Annotated in this window: 16 protein-coding genes; 11 read left to right on the forward strand and 5 right to left on the reverse strand. The window is 67.1% G+C overall.

What is annotated here, in order from left to right:
- Positions 1–66: 66 nt before the first annotated feature.
- The 5 genes from AAFP30_RS16925 to AAFP30_RS16945 all read right to left on the reverse strand — a co-directional run bounded on the left by AAFP30_RS16925 (position 67) and on the right by AAFP30_RS16945 (position 5,362).
- Positions 67–1,083, reverse strand: coding sequence for an NAD-dependent epimerase/dehydratase family protein (locus AAFP30_RS16925; RefSeq protein WP_419231131.1), 1,017 nt, complete (start codon positions 1,081–1,083; stop codon positions 67–69).
- Positions 1,080–2,138 carry a phosphotransferase gene (locus AAFP30_RS16930; protein ID WP_419231132.1) on the reverse strand — a complete coding sequence of 353 codons (1,059 nt, stop codon included), beginning with the start codon at positions 2,136–2,138 and terminating at the stop codon, positions 1,080–1,082. The genes AAFP30_RS16925 and AAFP30_RS16930 overlap by 4 nt, the downstream gene beginning before the upstream one ends.
- Positions 2,135–3,229 (reverse strand): TIGR03857 family LLM class F420-dependent oxidoreductase, encoded by a 1,095-nt coding sequence (locus AAFP30_RS16935; protein ID WP_419231133.1) that lies wholly within the window; start codon positions 3,227–3,229, stop codon positions 2,135–2,137. Before AAFP30_RS16935 ends, AAFP30_RS16930 begins: the two co-directional genes overlap by 4 nt.
- On the reverse strand, positions 3,226–4,815 hold the full coding sequence (fadD1, locus tag AAFP30_RS16940) for a fatty-acid--CoA ligase FadD1 (protein WP_419231134.1): 1,590 nt from the start codon (positions 4,813–4,815) through the stop codon (positions 3,226–3,228). The genes AAFP30_RS16935 and fadD1 overlap by 4 nt, the downstream gene beginning before the upstream one ends.
- A gap of 85 nt (positions 4,816–4,900) precedes the next feature.
- Complete coding sequence (locus AAFP30_RS16945) at positions 4,901–5,362, reverse strand: hypothetical protein (protein ID WP_419231135.1); 462 nt, start codon at positions 5,360–5,362, stop codon at positions 4,901–4,903.
- Positions 5,363–5,481: 119 nt separating this feature from the next.
- On the opposite strand from AAFP30_RS16945, the gene AAFP30_RS16950 reads away from it, so the two are divergent.
- The 11 genes from AAFP30_RS16950 (at position 5,482) to AAFP30_RS17000 (ending at position 19,225) form a co-directional block, all read left to right on the forward strand.
- Entirely contained in the window at positions 5,482–6,411 is a 930-nt protein-coding gene (locus AAFP30_RS16950) for a PaaI family thioesterase (protein WP_419231136.1), read from the forward strand.
- A gap of 412 nt (positions 6,412–6,823) precedes the next feature.
- Positions 6,824–7,624, forward strand: a complete 801-nt coding sequence (locus AAFP30_RS16955) for a TIGR03084 family metal-binding protein (RefSeq protein ID WP_419231137.1) — start codon at positions 6,824–6,826, stop codon at positions 7,622–7,624.
- Between the two features lies 1 nt (position 7,625).
- Positions 7,626–9,353 carry an acyclic terpene utilization AtuA family protein gene (locus AAFP30_RS16960; RefSeq protein WP_419231138.1) on the forward strand — a complete coding sequence of 576 codons (1,728 nt, stop codon included), beginning with the start codon at positions 7,626–7,628 and terminating at the stop codon, positions 9,351–9,353.
- Positions 9,354–9,356: 3 nt separating this feature from the next.
- Positions 9,357–10,517: an acyl-CoA dehydrogenase family protein gene (locus AAFP30_RS16965; RefSeq protein ID WP_419231139.1), complete on the forward strand. Its 1,161-nt coding sequence runs from the start codon at positions 9,357–9,359 to the stop codon at positions 10,515–10,517.
- Positions 10,514–12,112, forward strand: a complete 1,599-nt coding sequence (locus AAFP30_RS16970) for an acyl-CoA carboxylase subunit beta (RefSeq protein ID WP_419231140.1) — start codon at positions 10,514–10,516, stop codon at positions 12,110–12,112. The genes AAFP30_RS16965 and AAFP30_RS16970 overlap by 4 nt, the downstream gene beginning before the upstream one ends.
- A gap of 8 nt (positions 12,113–12,120) precedes the next feature.
- Positions 12,121–14,109, forward strand: a complete 1,989-nt coding sequence (locus AAFP30_RS16975; protein WP_419231141.1) for a biotin carboxylase N-terminal domain-containing protein — start codon at positions 12,121–12,123, stop codon at positions 14,107–14,109.
- Positions 14,106–15,275 carry an acyl-CoA dehydrogenase family protein gene (locus AAFP30_RS16980; protein ID WP_419231142.1) on the forward strand — a complete coding sequence of 390 codons (1,170 nt, stop codon included), beginning with the start codon at positions 14,106–14,108 and terminating at the stop codon, positions 15,273–15,275. The genes AAFP30_RS16975 and AAFP30_RS16980 overlap by 4 nt, the downstream gene beginning before the upstream one ends.
- Positions 15,276–15,292: 17 nt before the next feature.
- Positions 15,293–16,090, forward strand: a complete 798-nt coding sequence (locus AAFP30_RS16985; RefSeq protein ID WP_419231143.1) for an enoyl-CoA hydratase family protein — start codon at positions 15,293–15,295, stop codon at positions 16,088–16,090.
- Positions 16,087–16,710 (forward strand): TetR/AcrR family transcriptional regulator, encoded by a 624-nt coding sequence (locus tag AAFP30_RS16990; RefSeq protein ID WP_419231144.1) that lies wholly within the window; start codon positions 16,087–16,089, stop codon positions 16,708–16,710. The genes AAFP30_RS16985 and AAFP30_RS16990 overlap by 4 nt, the downstream gene beginning before the upstream one ends.
- Before the next feature lie 25 nt (positions 16,711–16,735).
- Positions 16,736–17,791 carry a YdcF family protein gene (locus tag AAFP30_RS16995; protein WP_419231145.1) on the forward strand — a complete coding sequence of 352 codons (1,056 nt, stop codon included), beginning with the start codon at positions 16,736–16,738 and terminating at the stop codon, positions 17,789–17,791.
- 126 nt (positions 17,792–17,917) lie between these two features.
- Entirely contained in the window at positions 17,918–19,225 is a 1,308-nt protein-coding gene (locus tag AAFP30_RS17000; RefSeq protein ID WP_419231146.1) for an ammonium transporter, read from the forward strand.
- Positions 19,226–19,237: the final 12 nt, after the last annotated feature.

Here is a 19,237-nt window from a genome sequence, read left to right on the forward strand (position 1 = left end):
GACGCGTCGGGCTCGCAAGCTCGCTCGTCGCTCCTCAGCCGGCGGGATAGGTTCGCTCGTCGCTCTTCAGCCGGCGGGGGGAGCGGATCGCGCCGCTCGACGTCGCGCCACCCGATCCAACCAGAATCGCGCACCCTCGGCGACCGCATCGGGAACCGGCAATGGGTGCCAACCCAATTCACGCTCGGCTTTCGAGTGATCCATCGGCGACATGATGTGCATCAGCCGCACCGACGTCAGCGTCATCTGGCGCGGCTTGCCGGTGAGTTTGGCCATCATCGAGCCGTAGGCGCCGCACACGTACAGCACCGGCCGGTGCAACACGAGGCGCGGCGCCGGTCGGCCCGCGGTCCGCGCCGCGATGGCCACGATCTCGCCGAGATCGAGGAACCGTTCGGAGACGATGTAGCGCTCGCCGATACGACCCCGATCGGCGGCCAGGATCAATGCTCGTGCGGCGTCGTCGATCCCGACAGTCTCCGACGAACAACCCTTGATGATGAACGGCAGCTTGCCCAATGCGGCTCCCGCGACGAACGATCCGTGTGGGGTGGGTTGCCAATCACCGGCACCATAGGTGTTGGATACACACATAGCGACGGCCGGCAGTCCGCGGTCGCGGACGTAGGTCATCACCAGATCCTCTGCTGCCACCCGCGATTTCACGTACTCGGGTGCCTTGTCGGCCCAGTTGAATGCGTCCGTCTCGGTCGCTTTGCGACCCTGCACCCGCCCGATGGTGGCGAGCGTGCTGGTGAACACGAACCTCTGCAGATCGGCCTTGACGGCGACGTCGAGGACTGCCCGCAGCGCCTCGACGTTGGTCTCATAAAGGGGAGCGGGATCGGGCAGCCAGGAGCGGGTGTCCACGGCGCAGTAGAACACCACGTCGCAGCCGTCGAGTGCGGTAGTGACAACACCGGGGTCCCGCAGCGAACCGATCACTCGCTCCACGTCGAGGTCGTCGATGGCTCGGGTGTCGCTGGTCTCGCGGATCAGGATGCGCACGCGCTCACCCGACTCCACGAGTTGCCGCACCACGTGCGAGCCGAGGAAGCCGGATGCACCGATCACCAGTTTCATCGCAGTGCGTCCGGATTCAGGTCGTTGAGCGCGGCGGCGGTACGGGCCAACATGGTGGCGAACATTCGATCGCCGCGTTCGGTGGGAATCGCTGCACCACAACCGAACACGATGATCAGTGGACTCTGGATGAGCGAATCGAGGTAGTCGCGCCAGCAGTCGTCAAAGCTGTAGTCGGTGACGCCGTGGTCGAGCAGCGCCGTGTGGTAGGCACCGACGATGTCACGTTCGTGGGTGCGCCGGTCCGCCGGGTTCAGACTCGATGCCAAGAGAAAGGCGATGTCGCGCAGCGGGTTGCCGGGCGTGATGGTCTGCCAGTCGATCACCGTGACTGCGCCGTCGGCGCCGAAGAGGACATTGTCGATGCGCAGGTCACCGTGGATCAGAGCGAACCGGGTGGGCGGGCGTTCGAGCCAATCGCCCGCGGTGGCCACGAGCCAGTCGATGGTGGCGGATTCCTTGTCGTCGAGGGCGAATCGCGCGCGGAAGGCGTCGGCCATCGGCGCGAGCACCGAGTCCATCAACACCCGATCGTCGTGCGTGGGGAGCACCAGCCCGGGCAACTCGAGCAAGGTCTCATCGCACCAGCGTGGTCCGTGCAGTCCCGCCGCCGCAACGGCGATCGCCCGCGCCTGTTCCGGTGTGCACCCGGCGATCTGATCGCCCTGGGTCGCGGGCGCCATGTCGTCGAGCAGCAGCACGAACTCGGTGTGCGTGTCGGAGATGACCGCCGCGTACGCGCGAGGAACAGGTACCGTCAGCGTCGGCGCGATCCGGCTGTAGAACAACACTTCGTTGCGGAACACGCCCGACGCGAATTCCCGTTGGGACTGATCGCCGATCGCCATCTTGGCGACCATCGTCGGCGGCAGCGGCCCGGGTTCGGCGTAGGTGAGTGTCAGTCGGTAGGAGCCGGCCATCTGTCCCGAGCCGACCGGTTCGACGTCGACTCCGGTGACGGTGATCTCGGCGTGGCCCGCCGAACGCAGTGTGGTGGTGAGCCATTCGGGCGTCAGCTCGATCGCGCGCGTCGGGATGGTGGTGGCAGCGGTCATGTGCGTGCTCCGGAGACGGTCATGGCGCCAGGATTGGCGGGAAGGGTGGCACGGGCGGGTCGCACGGCACGGTAGGCATCGACGACGGGGAGAAGCTCCGACGGCGTTGCGCCGTGCAGGATGACCGAGTCGACTCCCAGATCAAACTGGTGCACAAGGGTTGTGGCGCAATCAGCGGCGCTACCCGCGGCGCTGTCGGCAACCCACTGATTCGGGATGGCGTCGGCGAGTTCGGTCAACTCGGCGACCGTGGCCGTCGCGTCGATCGGTCCGCGCGCTCCGCTGAACGCAGTGGTGCCGCGTACCGTATCCAGGTCTTCGGCCCGCCACCCGTTGGCGCGCACCAGTACATCCGGATAACCCTGCAGATAGGTGGCGAGTCGTCCGTAGAGACGCCGAAGCCGATCGTCGTCGTCGAGGTGGTCGGGGACGGTCGCGACCACCGACCAGATCCGGACCGACGCGGGGTCGCGGCCGGCCCGCGCGGCGGCCTCCCGGACAGTCGCGACCGCGGTGCGGGTGGCGTCGTCGGAGAGGAAGGTGTGCAGCACCACGCCGTCGGCGATACGCCCGGCCAGCGCAAGGGTTTTCGGGCTCATCGTGACCAGCATGATCGGTGGGGGCTCGACGGTGACCCCGAGGTTCAACAGTGGGTACGAGCCGATCGGACCCTCGTGTCCCACAATCATCTCGCCGGCCCACAGCTTTCGGAGCACACTCGCGATGTCCTCGAGCTGGGCACCGGTGATGATCGGCAGATGGAGAATCTGCCACTGCGGTGTGATGCCCCGCCCGAGGCCCAGAGCGAAACGGCCGCCGGACAACTCGGCGAGCGTGGCGCCCATCGTCGCGGTGATGATCGGATGCCGGGTGGTGTGATTCGTCGCGGCGGTCGCCACCCCCATTCGCGTCGTCGCGGCGGCGAGCGCGCCACTGAGTACCGCGGCATCCTTGACGTTGAAGCGTTCGGAGACGAACGCGGTCCCGAAACCCGCCTCGTCGGCCAGTCGGGCCTCGGCGACCAGTTCGGCGGGCGTCACCGGGTGGCGGGACAGTGCGTAATAGCCGATCTCCGAGAGGATCTCGCTCATACGGCGGCGGATTCGGCCACGCGGTACTCCCGCGATCGGCCATCACGTACCCAGAGTGTCCCCTCGCCGGTGGTCGCGCCGTCCTGCTTCAGTGCGCGCTTGAGGATCTTGTTCGTCGCCGTCGTCGGCAGGTCGCGTTCGACGCGGACGAAGCGTGGCCACGCCTTGGGAGACAGATCAGGCTGTGCCGCAAGCTGTTCAGCGAATGCCGCCGGAGTGAGATCCGCACCGTCCTGCAGGACGACGGCCGCCATCACCGCATCACCGACGTGCTCATCAGGCACCCCGTAAACCGCCACCCGGTTGATTTCGGGGACACGTAACAGGATTCGTTCTATCGGTCCGGCAGCCAGGTTCTCGCCGTCGACGCGCATCCAGTCGCCGGTGCGGCCGGCCAGGTAGATCCAGTCGTCGGCGTCCTTGTAGGCGAGGTCGCCGGACCAGTATTTGCCGTCCCGAATGCGTTCGCCAGTAGCGGTGGCGTCGTTGTAGTAGCCGGCGAACATGCCGGCACCCTCGATGTTGACCAGTTCGCCGATCGCCTCGTCGGCGTTTGTGAGCGCGCCGTTCTCGTCGAACTCGGCACGCGGGCATTCGGTGAGTGTGGCCGAATTATACACGGCCACATTGGGAAATCCCTTGCCGATGGAACCGTGGGGGGTGCCCGGTTCACGGGTGATGATGATGGCCAGTTCGGTCGAGCCGAAGCCATCCCATACGGTGCAGTCGAAACGCCGGGAGAACTCGTCGATGTCGCGGTCGGTGGCCTCGTTGCCGAAGGCGGCCCGCAGTGGGTTGTCGGCGTCGTCGGGCTTCTCCTCGGTGGCGAGGATGTAGGCGAGAGGCTTGCCGACGTAGTTCATGTAGGTGGCGTTATAGCGCCGGATGTCCTGGAGGAAGGTCGACGCGGAAAACTTCGCCGGTGCGATCGCGGCGCCGCCGCACAGCGCCACGCAGTAGCCGCCCATCAGGCAGGCCGAATGGAACAGTGGCATCGACAGGTAGCACACGTCGCCGGGACCAATGCTGTACTTGTCGGCGAGTACCGGGCCGGCGAACGGAATCATCATGTGTGCGAACTGAACCGGTTTGGGATTGCCGCTTGTGCCAGAGGTGAAGATGAGCATGAAGGTGTCCATCGCGGTGGGCACCGAATGCGGGGTCAGCTCGCCGGCTGCGTTCAGGAGATCGGTCCACTCAGACGACGTCGTGTCGAGGACCCGCACGCCGGGGAGATCGAGGCCGTCGAGCAGGGGGAGGTGCTCGGCGTCGGTGATGAGGGTCTGGCAGTCGGCGCGCAGGATGTCGGCGGCGAGTCCGTCGCCCCGTCGAGTGTTGTTGACGCCAACGGTGACGTAGCCGCCGAGCGCACCCGCCGCCAGCGCGAGCAGCATATCCGGAGTGTTGCCCAGCAGGGTGCCGATGTGCATCGGGCGGACCGGGTCGGCGACCCCGAGGACGGCGGCGGCCATGCGGCGGGCATCGGCGATGTACTCCCGCCAGGACCACTGCCGACCCTCGTAGGTGATCGCCAGGTTGTCGTCGTTCGCACGCTCTTCGAGGAGCTGGGTCACAGTATCGGCCACGCCAACACTGTAGAACGTGTTCTCGTTTTAGTGAACAGATTCGCCGGAAATGTCTATTCGGACATTTCCGGCGTCTACCTGGTGATCAGCGGCGGAACGAACCCGACCCGGGGCTGACCGTGAACGTCTGCTGCGTGCGATCGATGATCGTCGTGGTGAACGTGATGCGGCCGGCACCGGTCGGCACGACGACACCGGCCGACGGCTTGCCTGCGGCACATACCGGGAAGACGATGTCGTCGGACTTGTTGGTCGTCATGTTGCGCCAGGTGATCGCGGCACGTGAGTTCGCCAGATTGGTGGAGCACGCCTTGGCGTTCTCCGGCCGGATGCTCAACTGCGTCGATCCCGCAGCCGCCGGGGTGGCTGCCAGCCGCGCGGCGAACGCATCGGTGACGCCGTTGCTGGTCGACACGGTGACGCCGACGTTCGGCACCTGCTGTACCGCCAGGGTCGCCGGTGCGGCCTGGGCGGCGCCGGTTGTGATGAGTGTCGCAGTTGCCATCGCCGCGGCAGCACTTGCTGCCAAAGCTGCACGTCGCGCCATTGTTGCTCGTCCCACAGACATCAGATTTCCCTCCAGTTCCCCCGCACGCGAGATCGCGCACCAGGATAGCCGCTCGCACGGTTGGGCCACCTGTGGACACGGCTGATATGACGGTACGCATGGTTGCAGATTCGGACACGTCGACACGGCACACGCATACCGACCCGGTCTCTGCATTCGGTATCGGGAGTGTGGCGCTGACCGGCCCGCGGACCGTGGCGGCCGAGCAACAGCTGAGCAGCCGGTTCGCCGACCACCGCGGCCGGATCGATCTGCCCGCCCTGGCGGTGCTGTTCGATCACATCGGCGGATTGCCCTTCTATTCCTACGGGCCGAGCGGGTCGCCGTGCGTGCAGGCGCGGTTGGCCATGTCCATGCAGGGGCACATCGACGTGTCGGATCGCGTCACCGGCACCGCGGAACTCCTCATGCATGACCACGGCTTCGGCTCGACGCGCATCGAGATCGCCACCTCGACCGGCCATGTCTGCTCCGCGGGGACCGCGCGCAATGTGGCGGTTGGCCGTAGCGCTGCCACCAATCCGACCCGGGATGACCGAGGCGCGACCGCTCCCGCGATCGGAGTTGATTCCGTTCCGCTGCCGCCGGCCATCGACCCGGGTCTGCCGGGCCGGGCCGTCGTCGAACAGATTGCGGAAGGCGTCCGTGCGGCCGGACCGATCACCGAGTTGCTGAACGGTCGAGTTGAGGTCGTCGACCACGCGCACGGCGTCGGAATCCGGTTCACCGCACGCACCGAGCCCTGGATGGGCAACGTCTTCGGCACCATGCACGGCGGCGTGATCGCCGCGATCGTCGCCCAGGCGTGCTCGTTCGCCGGTCACGCCAACGCTGCCGCCGGGCGTGACTACCAGGTCGGCGACCTCGCCATCAGCTTCCTGCGTTCGCCTGCGGTGCACGGCGGGGAAGTGGTCGTCGACGTTGAACCGGTGAAGATCGGGCGACGGATTGCCTCGGTCGAGGCGACGATGCGCGCACACGACGGCATGTTGCTCAGCCGCTGCGCGGCAGATATCCAGTACCGCTGAGCGTTGCGTTGACGGCGCCTTCAGCGGCGTTGACAGCGCCCTGGGTTGCGTTGACAGCGCCCTGGAGCTGATTGACCGCGCCCTGGCGGTGGTTGCTTGGTGCCGGCTGACGCCGGGAGTTGCGTTGACAGCGCCCTGAATTTCGTTGACCGCGCCCGTGACCTGGGTGTCTGCTCGCGGTTCGGGGAGGGACGGGCGCTGTCAATGAAATTCACGGCGCTGTCAACGCTCCACCCGCGCGCTATCCGGGTACGGGGTTTGCTGTGGGCGCTGTCAATGAATTCCAGGGCGCTGTCAACGCTCTTCGCAACCGCTATCCGGGTTTTGTCCTATCCGAACCTCGTCCTATCCGGGCTTTGTAAAACAATCATGCGTGATTGATTTTTCTTGGGTGGTGTGTGATGGTGGTCGCATGGCGCTCGTGGACGGTGTGGTGGCAGACCTGACGGCGGAATCGGGGGAGCTCGACGACCTGGTGTCGGGACTCGACGACGGGGAGTGGACGCGGGTGACGCCGGCGCCCGGGTGGACGATCGCGCATCAGATCGGGCATCTGGCGTGGACCGATGAGGTGGCGGCGCTGGCGGCCACCGATCCGGACGCATTCACGGCGGCGGTCGCCACAGCGTTGGAGAATCCGGCGGGATTCGTCGACGCCGCGGCGGAACAGAAGGCGAGCGTGCCGCCGGCACAACTGCTGGCCGACTGGCGGGTCGCCCGCACCGCGTTGGCCGATGCCCTGCGGCAGGTGCCGGACGGGGTGAAGATCCCGTGGTTCGGGCCGCCGATGTCGGCGGCGTCGATGGCCACCGCGCGGCTGATGGAGACCTGGGCACATGGCTTGGACGTGGCCGACGCACTCGGCGTCACTCGCACACCGACCAACCGGATCAAAGCGGTCGCCCACATCGGGGTGCGCACCAGGGATTTCGCCTACGTGGTGAACGAGAAGACTCCGCCTGCCGAACCGTTCCGCTACGAGTTGACGGCGCCGTCGGGCGAGCTGTGGACGTGGGGACCCGACGACGCCACTCAGATCGTCCGCGGTCCGGCACTCGACTTCTGCGAACTCGTGACCCAGCGTCGGCACGTCGACGACCTCGACCTGGAGATCATTGGCGACCAAGCGCGCGAATGGGCTGGTATCGCACAAGCTTTCGCGGGTCCGCCCGGATCGGGTCGCGAAGCTGGCGCCGCGGGGAAGGGGAACTGACATGACCCAGAAGAAGATCGTCCGGATCGGTAATGCGTCGGGTTTCTACGGCGACCGCTTCTCGGCCATGCGCGAAATGCTCGAGGGCGGCGACCTCGACTATCTGACCGGCGACTATCTCGCCGAACTCACCATGCTCATCCTCGGCCGGGACCGCATGAAGGACCCGAAGACGGGGTACGCCAAGACCTTTCTGCGTCAGATGGAGGATTGCCTCGGTCTCGCACTCGACAAGGGGGTCCGCATCGTCACCAATGCCGGCGGACTCAATCCGCACGGCCTCACGGTCGCACTCCGCGAGCTCACCGAGAAGCTCGGCCTCGAAGCCGACATCGCTTTTGTCGACGGCGACGACCTCGGTGACCGCGCAACCGAACTCGGCCTCGGCGAGCCGCTGACCGCGAACGCCTACCTCGGCGGCTTCGGCATCAAGAGCGCGCTCGACGCCGGCGCGGAGATCGTCGTCACCGGACGAGTCACCGACGCGTCGTTGACCGTCGGGCCCGCGGCCAGCGAATTCGGTTGGAAATACGACGATCTCGACGCACTGGCCGGCGCCATCGTGGCCGGCCACATCATCGAGTGCGGGGCGCAGGCCACCGGCGGCAACTACTCCTTCTTCACCGAACTCCCCCAGATGGGTCACCTCGGTTTCCCGATCGCCGAGATCTCCGCCGACGGGGCGTCGGTGATCACCAAGCACGCGAACACCGGTGGCGCGGTCACCGTCGGTACGGTTACCGCGCAACTCCTTTACGAGATCGGCGGACCGCGCTACCTGGGCCCCGATGTCACCACCCGGCTCGACACGATCACGCTGCACCAGGACGGCGCCGACCGCGTGGCCATCACCGGCGTCGCCGGTGAAGCACCACCGTCGACCACCAAGGTGTCGCTGAATCACCTTGCGGGCGTGCGGAACGAGATGACCATGGTGCTGACGGGCCTTGACATCGAGGCCAAGGCCGACCTGTTCAAGGAGCAGTTCCTCGCCGCCCTGCCGACCGAACCGGCCGAGATCACCTGGGAGCTCTCCCGCCTCGACCGGGCCGATGGGACGACCGAGGAACAGGCGAGTGCGCTGCTGCGGTGCGTGGTCCGCGATCCCGATGCGAAGAAGGTGGGACGTGTCTTCTCCGCGGCCGCAGTCGAACTCGCCCTCGCGTCCTACCCCGGGTTCTTCGCGACCACCCCACCCGGCAACGGCACTCCGTACGGGGTGTTCGAGCCGGGCTACGTCGACGCCGCGGCCGTCGAGCATCGCGTCGCGCTGCATACCGGGGTCGTCGAGATCATCGAGCCGAGCCCGCTGCGCACCGAGGTGCCCGAGGACACCGTCAACCACGCCCAACCCGACGACGCCGACGACCCGTCGCCGAACTGGGGGCCGACGTCGTTGCTCCCGCTGGGAACGGTGGCCGGCGCCCGCAGCGGCGACAAGGGAGGTGCGGCGAATATCGGTGTGTGGGTGCCCAATCCGGATCACTTCGACTGGCTCGACCGCACCCTGGACACCACCCTGCTCAAGGAACTGCTGCCGGAAGTCGCCGACCTCACCGTGCGCCGCTACCGACTACCGAACCTCAACGCCGTCAACTTCGTCATCGAGGGAGTCCTCGGCCGTGGCGTCTCCGACAACGTCCGCTTCGACCCGCAAGCCAAGGGCATGGGCGAATGGCTTCGTTCTCGCCCCGTCCCCATCCCGCTCACCTTCACCGCAGGAGACTGATCCGTGCCCATCACCAGCCCTATCTGGGACACCCCCGAACGCCGCGAATTGCGTTCGGCGATCCGGGGGTTCGTCGACCGACATGTTCTCCCATACCAGGACGAGTGGGAACGCGACGGCCTGCTACCCCGCGAACTGCACCGCGAGGCAGCCAAACTCGGGCTCTTCGGCCTCGGTGTCCCCGAAGAGTTCGGTGGCTCCGGCGGTGACCTGATCGACTCGTCGATCCTCGGCGAGGAGTTCCACTACGCCGGTGCCGCAGGCGGCGTGTTCGCCTCGCTGTTCACCCACGGCATCGCTCTGCCGCACATCATCGCGGCCGGCGACACCGAGCAGATCGACCGGTACGTGCGTCCCACTCTGGCGGGAGAGAAGATCGGCAGCCTCGCCATCACCGAACCCGACGGTGGCAGCGACGTCGGACACCTGCGCACCGCAGCGGTCCGCGACGGCGAGCACTACGTGGTCAACGGCGCCAAGACCTACATCACCTCCGCGGTGCGCGCCGACTTCGTGGTCACCGCCGTCCGCACCGGCGGGCCGGGCGCCTCCGGGGTCTCCCTACTCATCATCGACAAGGACACACCCGGCTTCACCGTCACCCGCAAACTCGACAAGATGGGCTGGCGCAGTTCGGATACCGCCGAACTGTCCTTCGTCGACGTCCGGGTGCCGGTCACCAACCTCGTGGGCGAGGAGAACTCGGGTTTCGCGCAGATCGCGACCGCCTTCGTCACCGAACGCTCCGGCCTCGCGGTGCAGGCGTACGCCAGCGCGCAGCGCTGCCACGACCTCACCCTCGACTGGGTCCGCGACCGCCAGACCTTCGGCAAACCGCTCATCGCCCGACAGTCCGTGCAGGACACCATCACCGAGATGGCCCGAAAGATCGACATCGCCCGTACCTACACACGCGCCCTGGTCGAACGAAAGGTCAGCTCCGACGACGACCTCATCGCCGAGGTGTGTTTCGCCAAGAACACCGCCGTCGAGACCGGCGAATGGGTGGCCGACAAGGCCGTTCAACTCTTCGGCGGCCTCGGCTACATGACCGGCACCGAGGTGGAACGCCAGTACCGCGACATGCGGATCCTCGGCATCGGAGGCGGCACCACCGAAATCCTCACCGGACTGGCGGCAAAACGATTGGGGTACCAGCAATGACCGTGATCCGCTCCACGCTCGACCCGGCCGGCGAGGACTACCGCGCCGCGGAAAGCGTCATGTCCGACAAGCTGATCGAGCTGCAGTCCGAGTTCGACAAGGCACTCGCAGGCGGCGGCGAGAAGTATGTCGCCCGACATCGCAAGCGCGGCAAGATGACTGCCCGCGAACGCATCGAGCTGCTGGTCGACGAGGATTCCGCCTTCCTGGAACTCTGCCCACTGGCCGCCTACGGCTCCGACTTCCAGGTCGGCGCCTCGGTCGTCACCGGCATCGGTGTCGTCGAGGGCGTCGAATGCGTCATCGTCGCCAACGATCCCACCGTCAAGGGCGGCACCTCCAACCCGTGGACGCTGCGGAAGATTCTGCGCACCAACGACATCGCCTTCGCCAACCGCCTGCCGGTGATCTCCCTGGTGGAATCCGGCGGCGCCGACCTCCCCACCCAGAAGGAGGTGTTCGTCCCCGGCGGACGCATGTTCCGCGACCTCACCCGGTTGTCGGCCGCGGGCATCCCCACGATCGCCCTGGTGTTCGGCAACTCCACCGCTGGTGGCGCCTACGTGCCCGGCATGAGCGATCACGTGGTGATGATCGAGAACCAGTCCAAGGTATTCCTCGGCGGTCCGCCGCTGGTGAAGATGGCGACCGGCGAGGACAGCGACGACGAATCCCTCGGCGGCGCACAGATGCACGCCCGCCAGTCCGGACTGGCCGACTACTATGCCGCCGACGAGCAGGACGCCGTCCGCATCGGCCGACGTATCGTCTCCCGCCTCAATTGGCGCAAACAGGGACCCGGTCCGGTGTCCGAACCCGTTGCGCCCCGCTATGATCCCGAAGAACTGCTCGGCATCGTCCCGTCGGACCTGAAGATCCCGTTCAATCCCCGCGATGTGATCGCCCGCATCGTCGACGACAGCGACTTCGACGAGTTCAAACCCGAGTACGGCAGTTCGCTGTGCACCGGGTGGGCCCGCATCCACGGCTACCCGATCGGCATCCTGGCCAACGCGCAGGGCGTCCTGTTCAGCCAGGAATCCCAGAAGGCCACCCAGTTCATCCAGCTCGCCAACCGCAGCAACACGCCACTGCTGTTCCTGCACAACACCACCGGCTACATGGTGGGCAAGGAGTACGAGCAGAACGGCATCATCAAACACGGTGCGATGATGATCAACGCGGTCTCCAATTCGACGGTGCCGCACATCTCCATCCTGATGGGCGCCAGTTACGGTGCCGGCCACTACGGCATGTGTGGCCGCGCCTACGATCCGCGGTTCCTATTCGCCTGGCCCAGTGCGAAATCCGCGGTGATGGGCGCTGCGCAGCTCGCCGGCGTCATCTCCATCGTCAACCGGGCCGCCACCGAAGCCCGCGGCGGCACCGTCGACGAATCCGCCGATACCGCGATGCGCGCGATGGTCGAATCCCAGATCGAAGCGGAGTCGGTCCCGGCGTTCCTGTCCGGCATGCTCTACGACGACGGGGTCATCGACCCGCGTGACACGAGAACGATTCTCGGACTGTGTCTGTCGTCGATTCACAGTGCGCCCGTCGAGGGCAGCACCAACTTCGGCGTCTTCCGGATGTGAGGCGGGACATGATCACTTCAGTACTCGTGGCCAATCGCGGCGAGATCGCCTGCCGCGTCTTCACCACTGCACAGTCCATGGGATTACGCACCGTCGCAGTCTTTTCCGATCCCGACGCCCACGCACCGCACGTCACGTTCGCCGACACCGCGGTCCGGCTGCCAGGCTCGACGTCCGCTGAGACCTACCTGCGCGGCGACCTCATCATCGACGCGGCGCGGTCCGCCGGTGCCGACGCGATCCATCCCGGCTACGGATTCCTCTCAGAGAACGCGGAATTCGCGCAAGCGGTGCTCGACGCCGGTCTCACCTGGATCGGACCGCCGCCGACGGCGATCACCGCGATGGGTTCCAAGGTGAACGCCAAGAAACTGATGGCCGACGCTGGGGTCCCCGTGCTCGGCAACATCGACCCCGCGGCAGTCACCACCGACGACCTGCCGCTGCTGATCAAGGCGTCGGCCGGCGGCGGCGGGCGCGGTATGCGCATCGTGCGGACCCTCAACGATCTCGACGAGGCGGTGACCGGCGCTGCGCGCGAAGCGGAATCGGCGTTCGGCGATCCCACCGTGTTCTGCGAACCCTACGTCGAGCGCGGTCACCACATCGAGGTGCAGATCATGGCCGACACCCACGGCGCGGTGTGGGCCGTCGGGGAACGCGAATGCTCCATCCAGCGGCGCCACCAGAAGGTGATCGAAGAAGCCCCGGCACCGCTCGTCGAACGGCTCGGCGGCGATCTGCGGGAGCGACTGTTCACCGCTGCCCGCCGCGCCGCCGAGGCCATCGGCTACGCCGGCGCCGGTACCGTCGAGTTCCTCGCCGACGCCGGCGGCCGGTTCTACTTCCTGGAGACCAATACCCGCCTGCAGGTGGAACATCCGGTCACCGAACTCACCACCGGCCTGGACCTGGTGGAGTGGCAACTGCGGGTGGCGATGGGGGAGCACCTCGATCCCGAGCTGCCGTGCAGCCGAGGACACGCCATCGAGGTGCGGCTCTACGCCGAGGACCCGGCCGCCGACTGGCAACCGCAGTCGGGCACCGTGCACGCCATCGAACTACCGGCCGACGTCACGTTCGGGCCGCTGGACCGGCCCGGCATTCGAGTCGACTCCGGCATCACCGACGGCAGCGAGATCTCGACCTACTACGACCCGATGCTGGCGAAGGTCATCAGCTGGGCACCCAACCGGGCACGCGCCGCCGCCATGCTCGCCCGCGCGCTGTCCGACGCGCGGCTGCACGGCCCGGTGACCAATCGCGACATGCTGGTGAACACGCTGCGCAGCAGCCAGTTCCGGTCCGGGGACACCGACACCGCGTTCATCGACACGGTCGGCCTGGACGTGCTGGCGACACCACTGGCCGACGATGACGACCGGCGCCACGCCGCGATCGCCGCCGCACTGACCGACGCAGCCGCCGGTCGCGACGCCGCCCGCGTGCAGGCGGGACTGCCCAGCGGCTGGCGTAACCTTGCGTCCGGCTTCCAGGTCAAACGCTACGTCGACACCCACCGCGACGAGGAACTCGAGGTGCGGTACCGGCGGCGGCGTGATGCGGTGGAACTTCCGGATGCCGAGGACGTTTCGGTCATCGAGGTCACCGCGTCGGCGGCGATCCTCGACGTCCGCGGGGTACGCAGAACACTGAGCGTGTCCCACCACGACGACCTCGTCTTCGTCGAGGGCCCGGGAACGTCGGTGGCGCTGCGGCGAGTGCCGCGCTTCATCGATCCGGCCTCGGTGCAACGACCAGGCTCGCTCCTTGCGCCGATGCCCGGCTCGGTCATCCGGATCGCGGTCGCCGAAGGGGATCGCGTCACCGCGGGACAGCCGCTGCTCTGGCTCGAGGCGATGAAGATGGAACACACCGTCGCCGCACCCGCCGACGGTATCGTCGCGAGCCTGTCCGTGGAAGCCGGACAACAACTTTCCGTCGGCGACGTGCTCGCCGTGATCAGCGACGAAGAATCAGAGGAGAAAGCCGGATGACCGAGACCAACCCGTTCGTCGAATCCCCCGAACGCACCGACCTGCGCGCGTCGGTCGCCGCACTAGGCAACAAGTACGGCGCCGAGTACTTCCGCGAATGCGCCCGCGAAGGCCGCAAGACCGACGAGTTGTGGACCGAAGCAGGCAAACTCGGCTTCATCGGAGTGAACCTGCCCGAGGAGTTCGGCGGCGGTGGTGCCGGCATGTACGAGCTGTCCATCGTGATGGAGGAACTCGCGGCGGCCGGCACCAGCCTCCTGATGCTGGTGGTGTCACCGGCCATCTGCGGCAACGTCATCGCCCGATTCGGCACCGACGAGCAGAAACAGCGGTGGCTGCCCGGCCTCGTCGACGGCTCGATCACCATGGCCTTCGGCATCACCGAACCCGACGCAGGCTCCAACTCGCACAACATCACCACCACCGCCCGCCGCGACGGATCGGACTGGATCCTGGGCGGCCGCAAGATCTACATCTCCGGCGTCGACCAGGCGCAAGCCGTGTTGATCGTCGCCCGCACCGAGGACGCCAAGACCGGCCGCCTCAAACCGTCGTTGTTCATCGTGCCCACGGACGCACCGAACTTCGAGTACAAGCAGATCCAGATGGAACTGCAGAACCCGGAGAAGCAGTTCCTGCTCTTCCTCGACGACGTGCGGCTGCCCGCCGACGCGCTCGTCGGCTCCGAGGACGCCGCCATCAGCCAGCTCTTCGCGGGACTCAACCCGGAACGCATCATGGGTGCTGCGTCGGCGGTCGGCATGGGTCGCTACGCGCTGGATCGGGCCGTCGAGTACGTCACCGACCGCACCGTGTGGAAGACCCCGATCGGCGCGCACCAGGCGATCGCACATCCATTGGCACAAGGCAAGATCGAACTCGAACTGGCCAAGCTGATGATGCAGAAGGCGGCCACCCTGTATGACGCCGGCGACGACTGGGGCGCCGCCGAACCCGCCAACATGGCCAAATATGCGGCCGCCGAGGCCTGCGTCAAGATCGTCGACCACGCCGTGCACTCCATGGGCGGCAACGGACTCACCAGCGAATACGGACTCGCCCCGATGCTGAGCCTGGCGCGCATCGCGCGCATCGCGCCCGTGAGCCGGGAGATGATCCTCAACTTCGTCGCGCAGACCAGCCTCGGCCTGCCCAAGTCGTACTGAGATAACGGGAGAACGCGATGACCGAAGTCGTCCACTCGTCGATTGACGGCGGCATCCTCACCCTCACCCTGGATTCGCCGACGAACCGCAACGCGCTGAGCAGCGCGCTCGTCGAGCAACTGCTGGCAGGCCTACGGCATGCCCGGGACAACAGCGAGGCGCGTGCTGTGGTCCTCACCCACGCCGGCGGAACATTCTGTGCCGGAGCAGATCTCAGTGAGGCGCTGGCGCGGGGAGCCTCCGTGGAGGAGGCGTCGGCCCAGGGGACGGGCGCGATGCTCGACGTCATCCGCACCATCCTGGAACTCCCCAAGCCGGTCATCGCCAAGATCGACGGCCACGTACGCGCCGGCGGCTTCGGCTTGGTGGGCGCCGCCGACATCGCACTGGCCGGCCCGGCATGTACGTTCGCGCTCACCGAATCCCGACTCGGGCTGTCGCCGTCGGTGATCTCGCTGGTGCTGCTGCCCAAGATGACCGCGCGGGCGGTCGGTCGCTACTTCCTGTCGGGCGAGACGTTCGACGCACCAACGGCCGTCAGCACCGGTCTGATCACCGAATCATTCGCCACTGCCGAAGGGCTCGATTCCGGCGTCGACACCATCGTCGCGGGACTGCGTCGAGCATCGCCACAGGGGTTGGCGGCGTCAAAGGCGCTCACCACCGCCGTACTCCTCGCGGAGTTCGAGGAGCATGCGCAGCAGCGCGCCGACGAATCGGCGGCGCTGTTCGCCTCCGACGAAGCGCGCCAAGGCATGACAGCCTTCCTCGGCAAGACTCGTCCGCCCTGGGACCTCACCGCGGACCCGACATGACGACCGGAGCGCGCTCCACCCCGCCGCGAGCCCCGCAGCAGGAGCGGTCACGGCTGACCCGGGAACGCCTCCTGCGATCGGCAGCCGAGGCATTGGCCGAAAATGGCTGGGCCGCAGCCACCGTCGCTGCCGTCGCCGAACGAGCCGGGGTGTCCCGCGGTGCGGCACAACATCATTTTCCCACCCGGGAAGCGCTGATCACCGCAGTGCTCGAGCAGATCTTCGACGACATGACCGTCAGCGCATCGAGCAAGATGCGGGCGCTGCCGGACGGACCCGACCGTATCCGCGCTGCCATCGACCGGGCCGTCGAACTCTACACTGGCACTGCATTCAAGGCGTCGCTGCAGGTGTGGGCCGCCGCCGCGTCGGATTCCGCACTGCGCGAACTGATCCTGCCGATGGAGAGCAAGTTCGCCCATGCGGCACACCAGATGACGGTTGCCGCCCTGGACCCCGAGGGTCGATACCCGCAGACCCATCGCATCGCGCAGGCCACCCTCGACTTTGCCCGCGGACTGGGTCTGGCCGACACCCTGAGTGACGACTCCAAACGCCGGGCGCAGGTCGTCGACACCTGGACGGACCTGGTGGCGGCGGCCCTGGCGCCGGACCACTGACCGCCCGACCTGGCAGCATGGAGTCGTGTCGCTCTTCCTGCTGACCCTCGTCTTCGCGCTCAGCGCGGTGATCACCGCGTGGCGGGAACCGCGACGGCTGCGGCCGGGTGTCTACCTGGGCGCGGCCCTGCTGACAGCGATTCTCGGCATCACCGGACTGATCGTCGAGATCGCCGCCGACAACAGCACGAAGACGGGTGCGGTGGTCCTCCTGGTGCTCGGAGTGTGCGGACTGCTGGCGATGACCGCCCTCGGGGTCTATCTCCTCGGCAACGGGTTCGAGATGATCCGACGAGAAGGCCGACGCCCCGCCACCATGCTGTCGTTGGTGCTGGGCGCCGCCATCTTCGGCTACGTGATCGCCGTCGTTGTGGGCATCGTGATCGGTTGGTTCGAACCCGGGCCGAGCAATACGCTGCTGCTGCTTCTCGCGGCGGTTGGGCTCCCCGCCGCGTACCTCGGCTTTGTGCTCGCGGTGGTCGTCTTGTGGTCGTATCTGTACGGCTGGTGGGGACGGCGCCGAGCGAAGCGTGAACCTGTCGGCGCGGTCATCGTCCTCGGCGCCGGTCTCATTGACGGGTGCACGGTCGGGCCGCTCCTCGCCGGCCGACTGGATCGGGGTATGGAACTGTACGACTTCGCAATCCGAACCGGGCGGCGGCCCGTGCTTGTGTGCTCGGGTGGGCGCGGCAGCGACGAACGGCGCTCGGAGGCCGCGGCCATGGCGGATTACGCGATCGACCACGGGGCGGAACCGGATCGAGTGATCCGCGAGGACCGGTCCACCGATACCGCCGAGAACCTGCGCTACTCGGCGCAACTCCTCCGCGAGCGCGGCATCGACGGACCCGTCGCCGTTGTCACCAGCAACTATCACGCCTTCCGCGCGGCCACCCTGATGCGCCAGGTCTCCCTCGACGGCTTCAGTACCGGCGCGCCGACGGCGTCGTACTTCGTGCCGAACGCCGAACTGCGGGAGTACGCCGCGATTCTGCGCGATCATCGATGGCTGAATATCGCTGCGGTGGTCATGCTGTCGGTGCCGTGGTTGGCCGGTGTGTGGAATGTGATGGTGCGCTGACTGCCGCGAGCGACGACTCGACGGCGATACGACGAGGAGCTGATCTCGGCGGGATCGGTCGGTCCATGATTCGATAGTGGCCTACCGGCCACGCGGGTGTGGCCGGTGATCGATCGAGGAGACCACATGTTCCCGAGCCTTGGCACCCCGAACGGCGCCGACACCGCGTGGCTGTTGGCGGCATTCGCGCTGGTGTTGCTGATGACACCGGCGCTCGGACTGTTCTACGGCGGCATGGTCCGCTCCAAGAGCGTGCTCAACATGATGATGATGTGTCTGTCGGCGATACCCGTCGTGTGGATCGTCTGGGCGGTCGTCGGCTACTCACTGGCGTTCGGTCCCGACCATGGCGGCGTCATCGGCAACCTCACCAGTTTCCCTGGCCTGAAAGGACTTTTCGGACATTTCGGACCTGGTGGCACCGACACCGATGGGATGCCGCTGGTCGCGAACATCCCGGCCATCCTGTTCGTGGTGTTCCAGGCGGGCTTCGCGATGGTCACCGTCGCGCTCATCGCGGGTGCCGTCGCCGACCGCATGAAGTTCACGTCCTGGCTTATTTTCGCGGGCCTGTGGACCCTGCTGGTGTATGTCCCGGTGGCGCACTGGGTATTCAGCACGCCGGGCCTGACCGCCGAACACGGCGGGTGGATCGCGTCGCATCTCAAGGCCATCGACTTCGCCGGCGGCACCGTCGTGGAGATCAACTCGGGCGCATCGGCGCTCGTCGTCGCACTGCTCCTCGGACGACGACGGGGCTGGCCGAAAGATCCGATGCGCCCACACAATCTGCCGTTCGTGATGCTCGGGGCCGGACTGCTCTGGTTCGGCTGGTTCGGGTTCAACGCCGGCTCGACGCTGGCCGCCAACGGTGCCGCCGCGCTCATCGCCGCCAATACGATTGGCGCCGGGGCGATGTCGATGGTCGGGTGGCTCATCGTGGAACGCGTCCGGCACGGCAGGCCGACCTCCTTCGGTGCCGCCTCGGGCGTGGTCGCCGGCCTGGTCGCGATCACCCCGTCCTGTTCGTCGGTGACGCCGATCGGCGCACTCGCGATCGGCGCGGTGGCCGGGGCCGTCGCGTCGTACGCCATCGAGCTGAAGTTCCGTTGGGGATACGACGATTCGCTCGACGTCGTGGGTGTGCACTTCGTCAGTGGCGTCGTCGGGATGCTGATGATCGGTCTGGTCGCGAGCTCGTCGGCACCCGCGGGCGTCGACGGCCTGTTCTACGGCGGTGGGCTCGATCAGCTGTGGCGGCAGGCGGTCGCGGTGCTCGTCGTGCTCGCCTACGCGCTTGCGGTGACCGCCGTCATCGGGCTGGCACTCAAGCACACCATCGGGATTCGCGCCGACCGGCAGCACGAGATGGACGGCATCGACGACGGACAGCACGCCGAGTCGGCCTACGACTTCCACATCGTGCGCGGCTGAGGCCCGCGCCGG

This window comes from Gordonia sp. CPCC 205515, assembly GCF_048537925.1.
Classification (GTDB): domain Bacteria; phylum Actinomycetota; class Actinomycetes; order Mycobacteriales; family Mycobacteriaceae; genus Gordonia.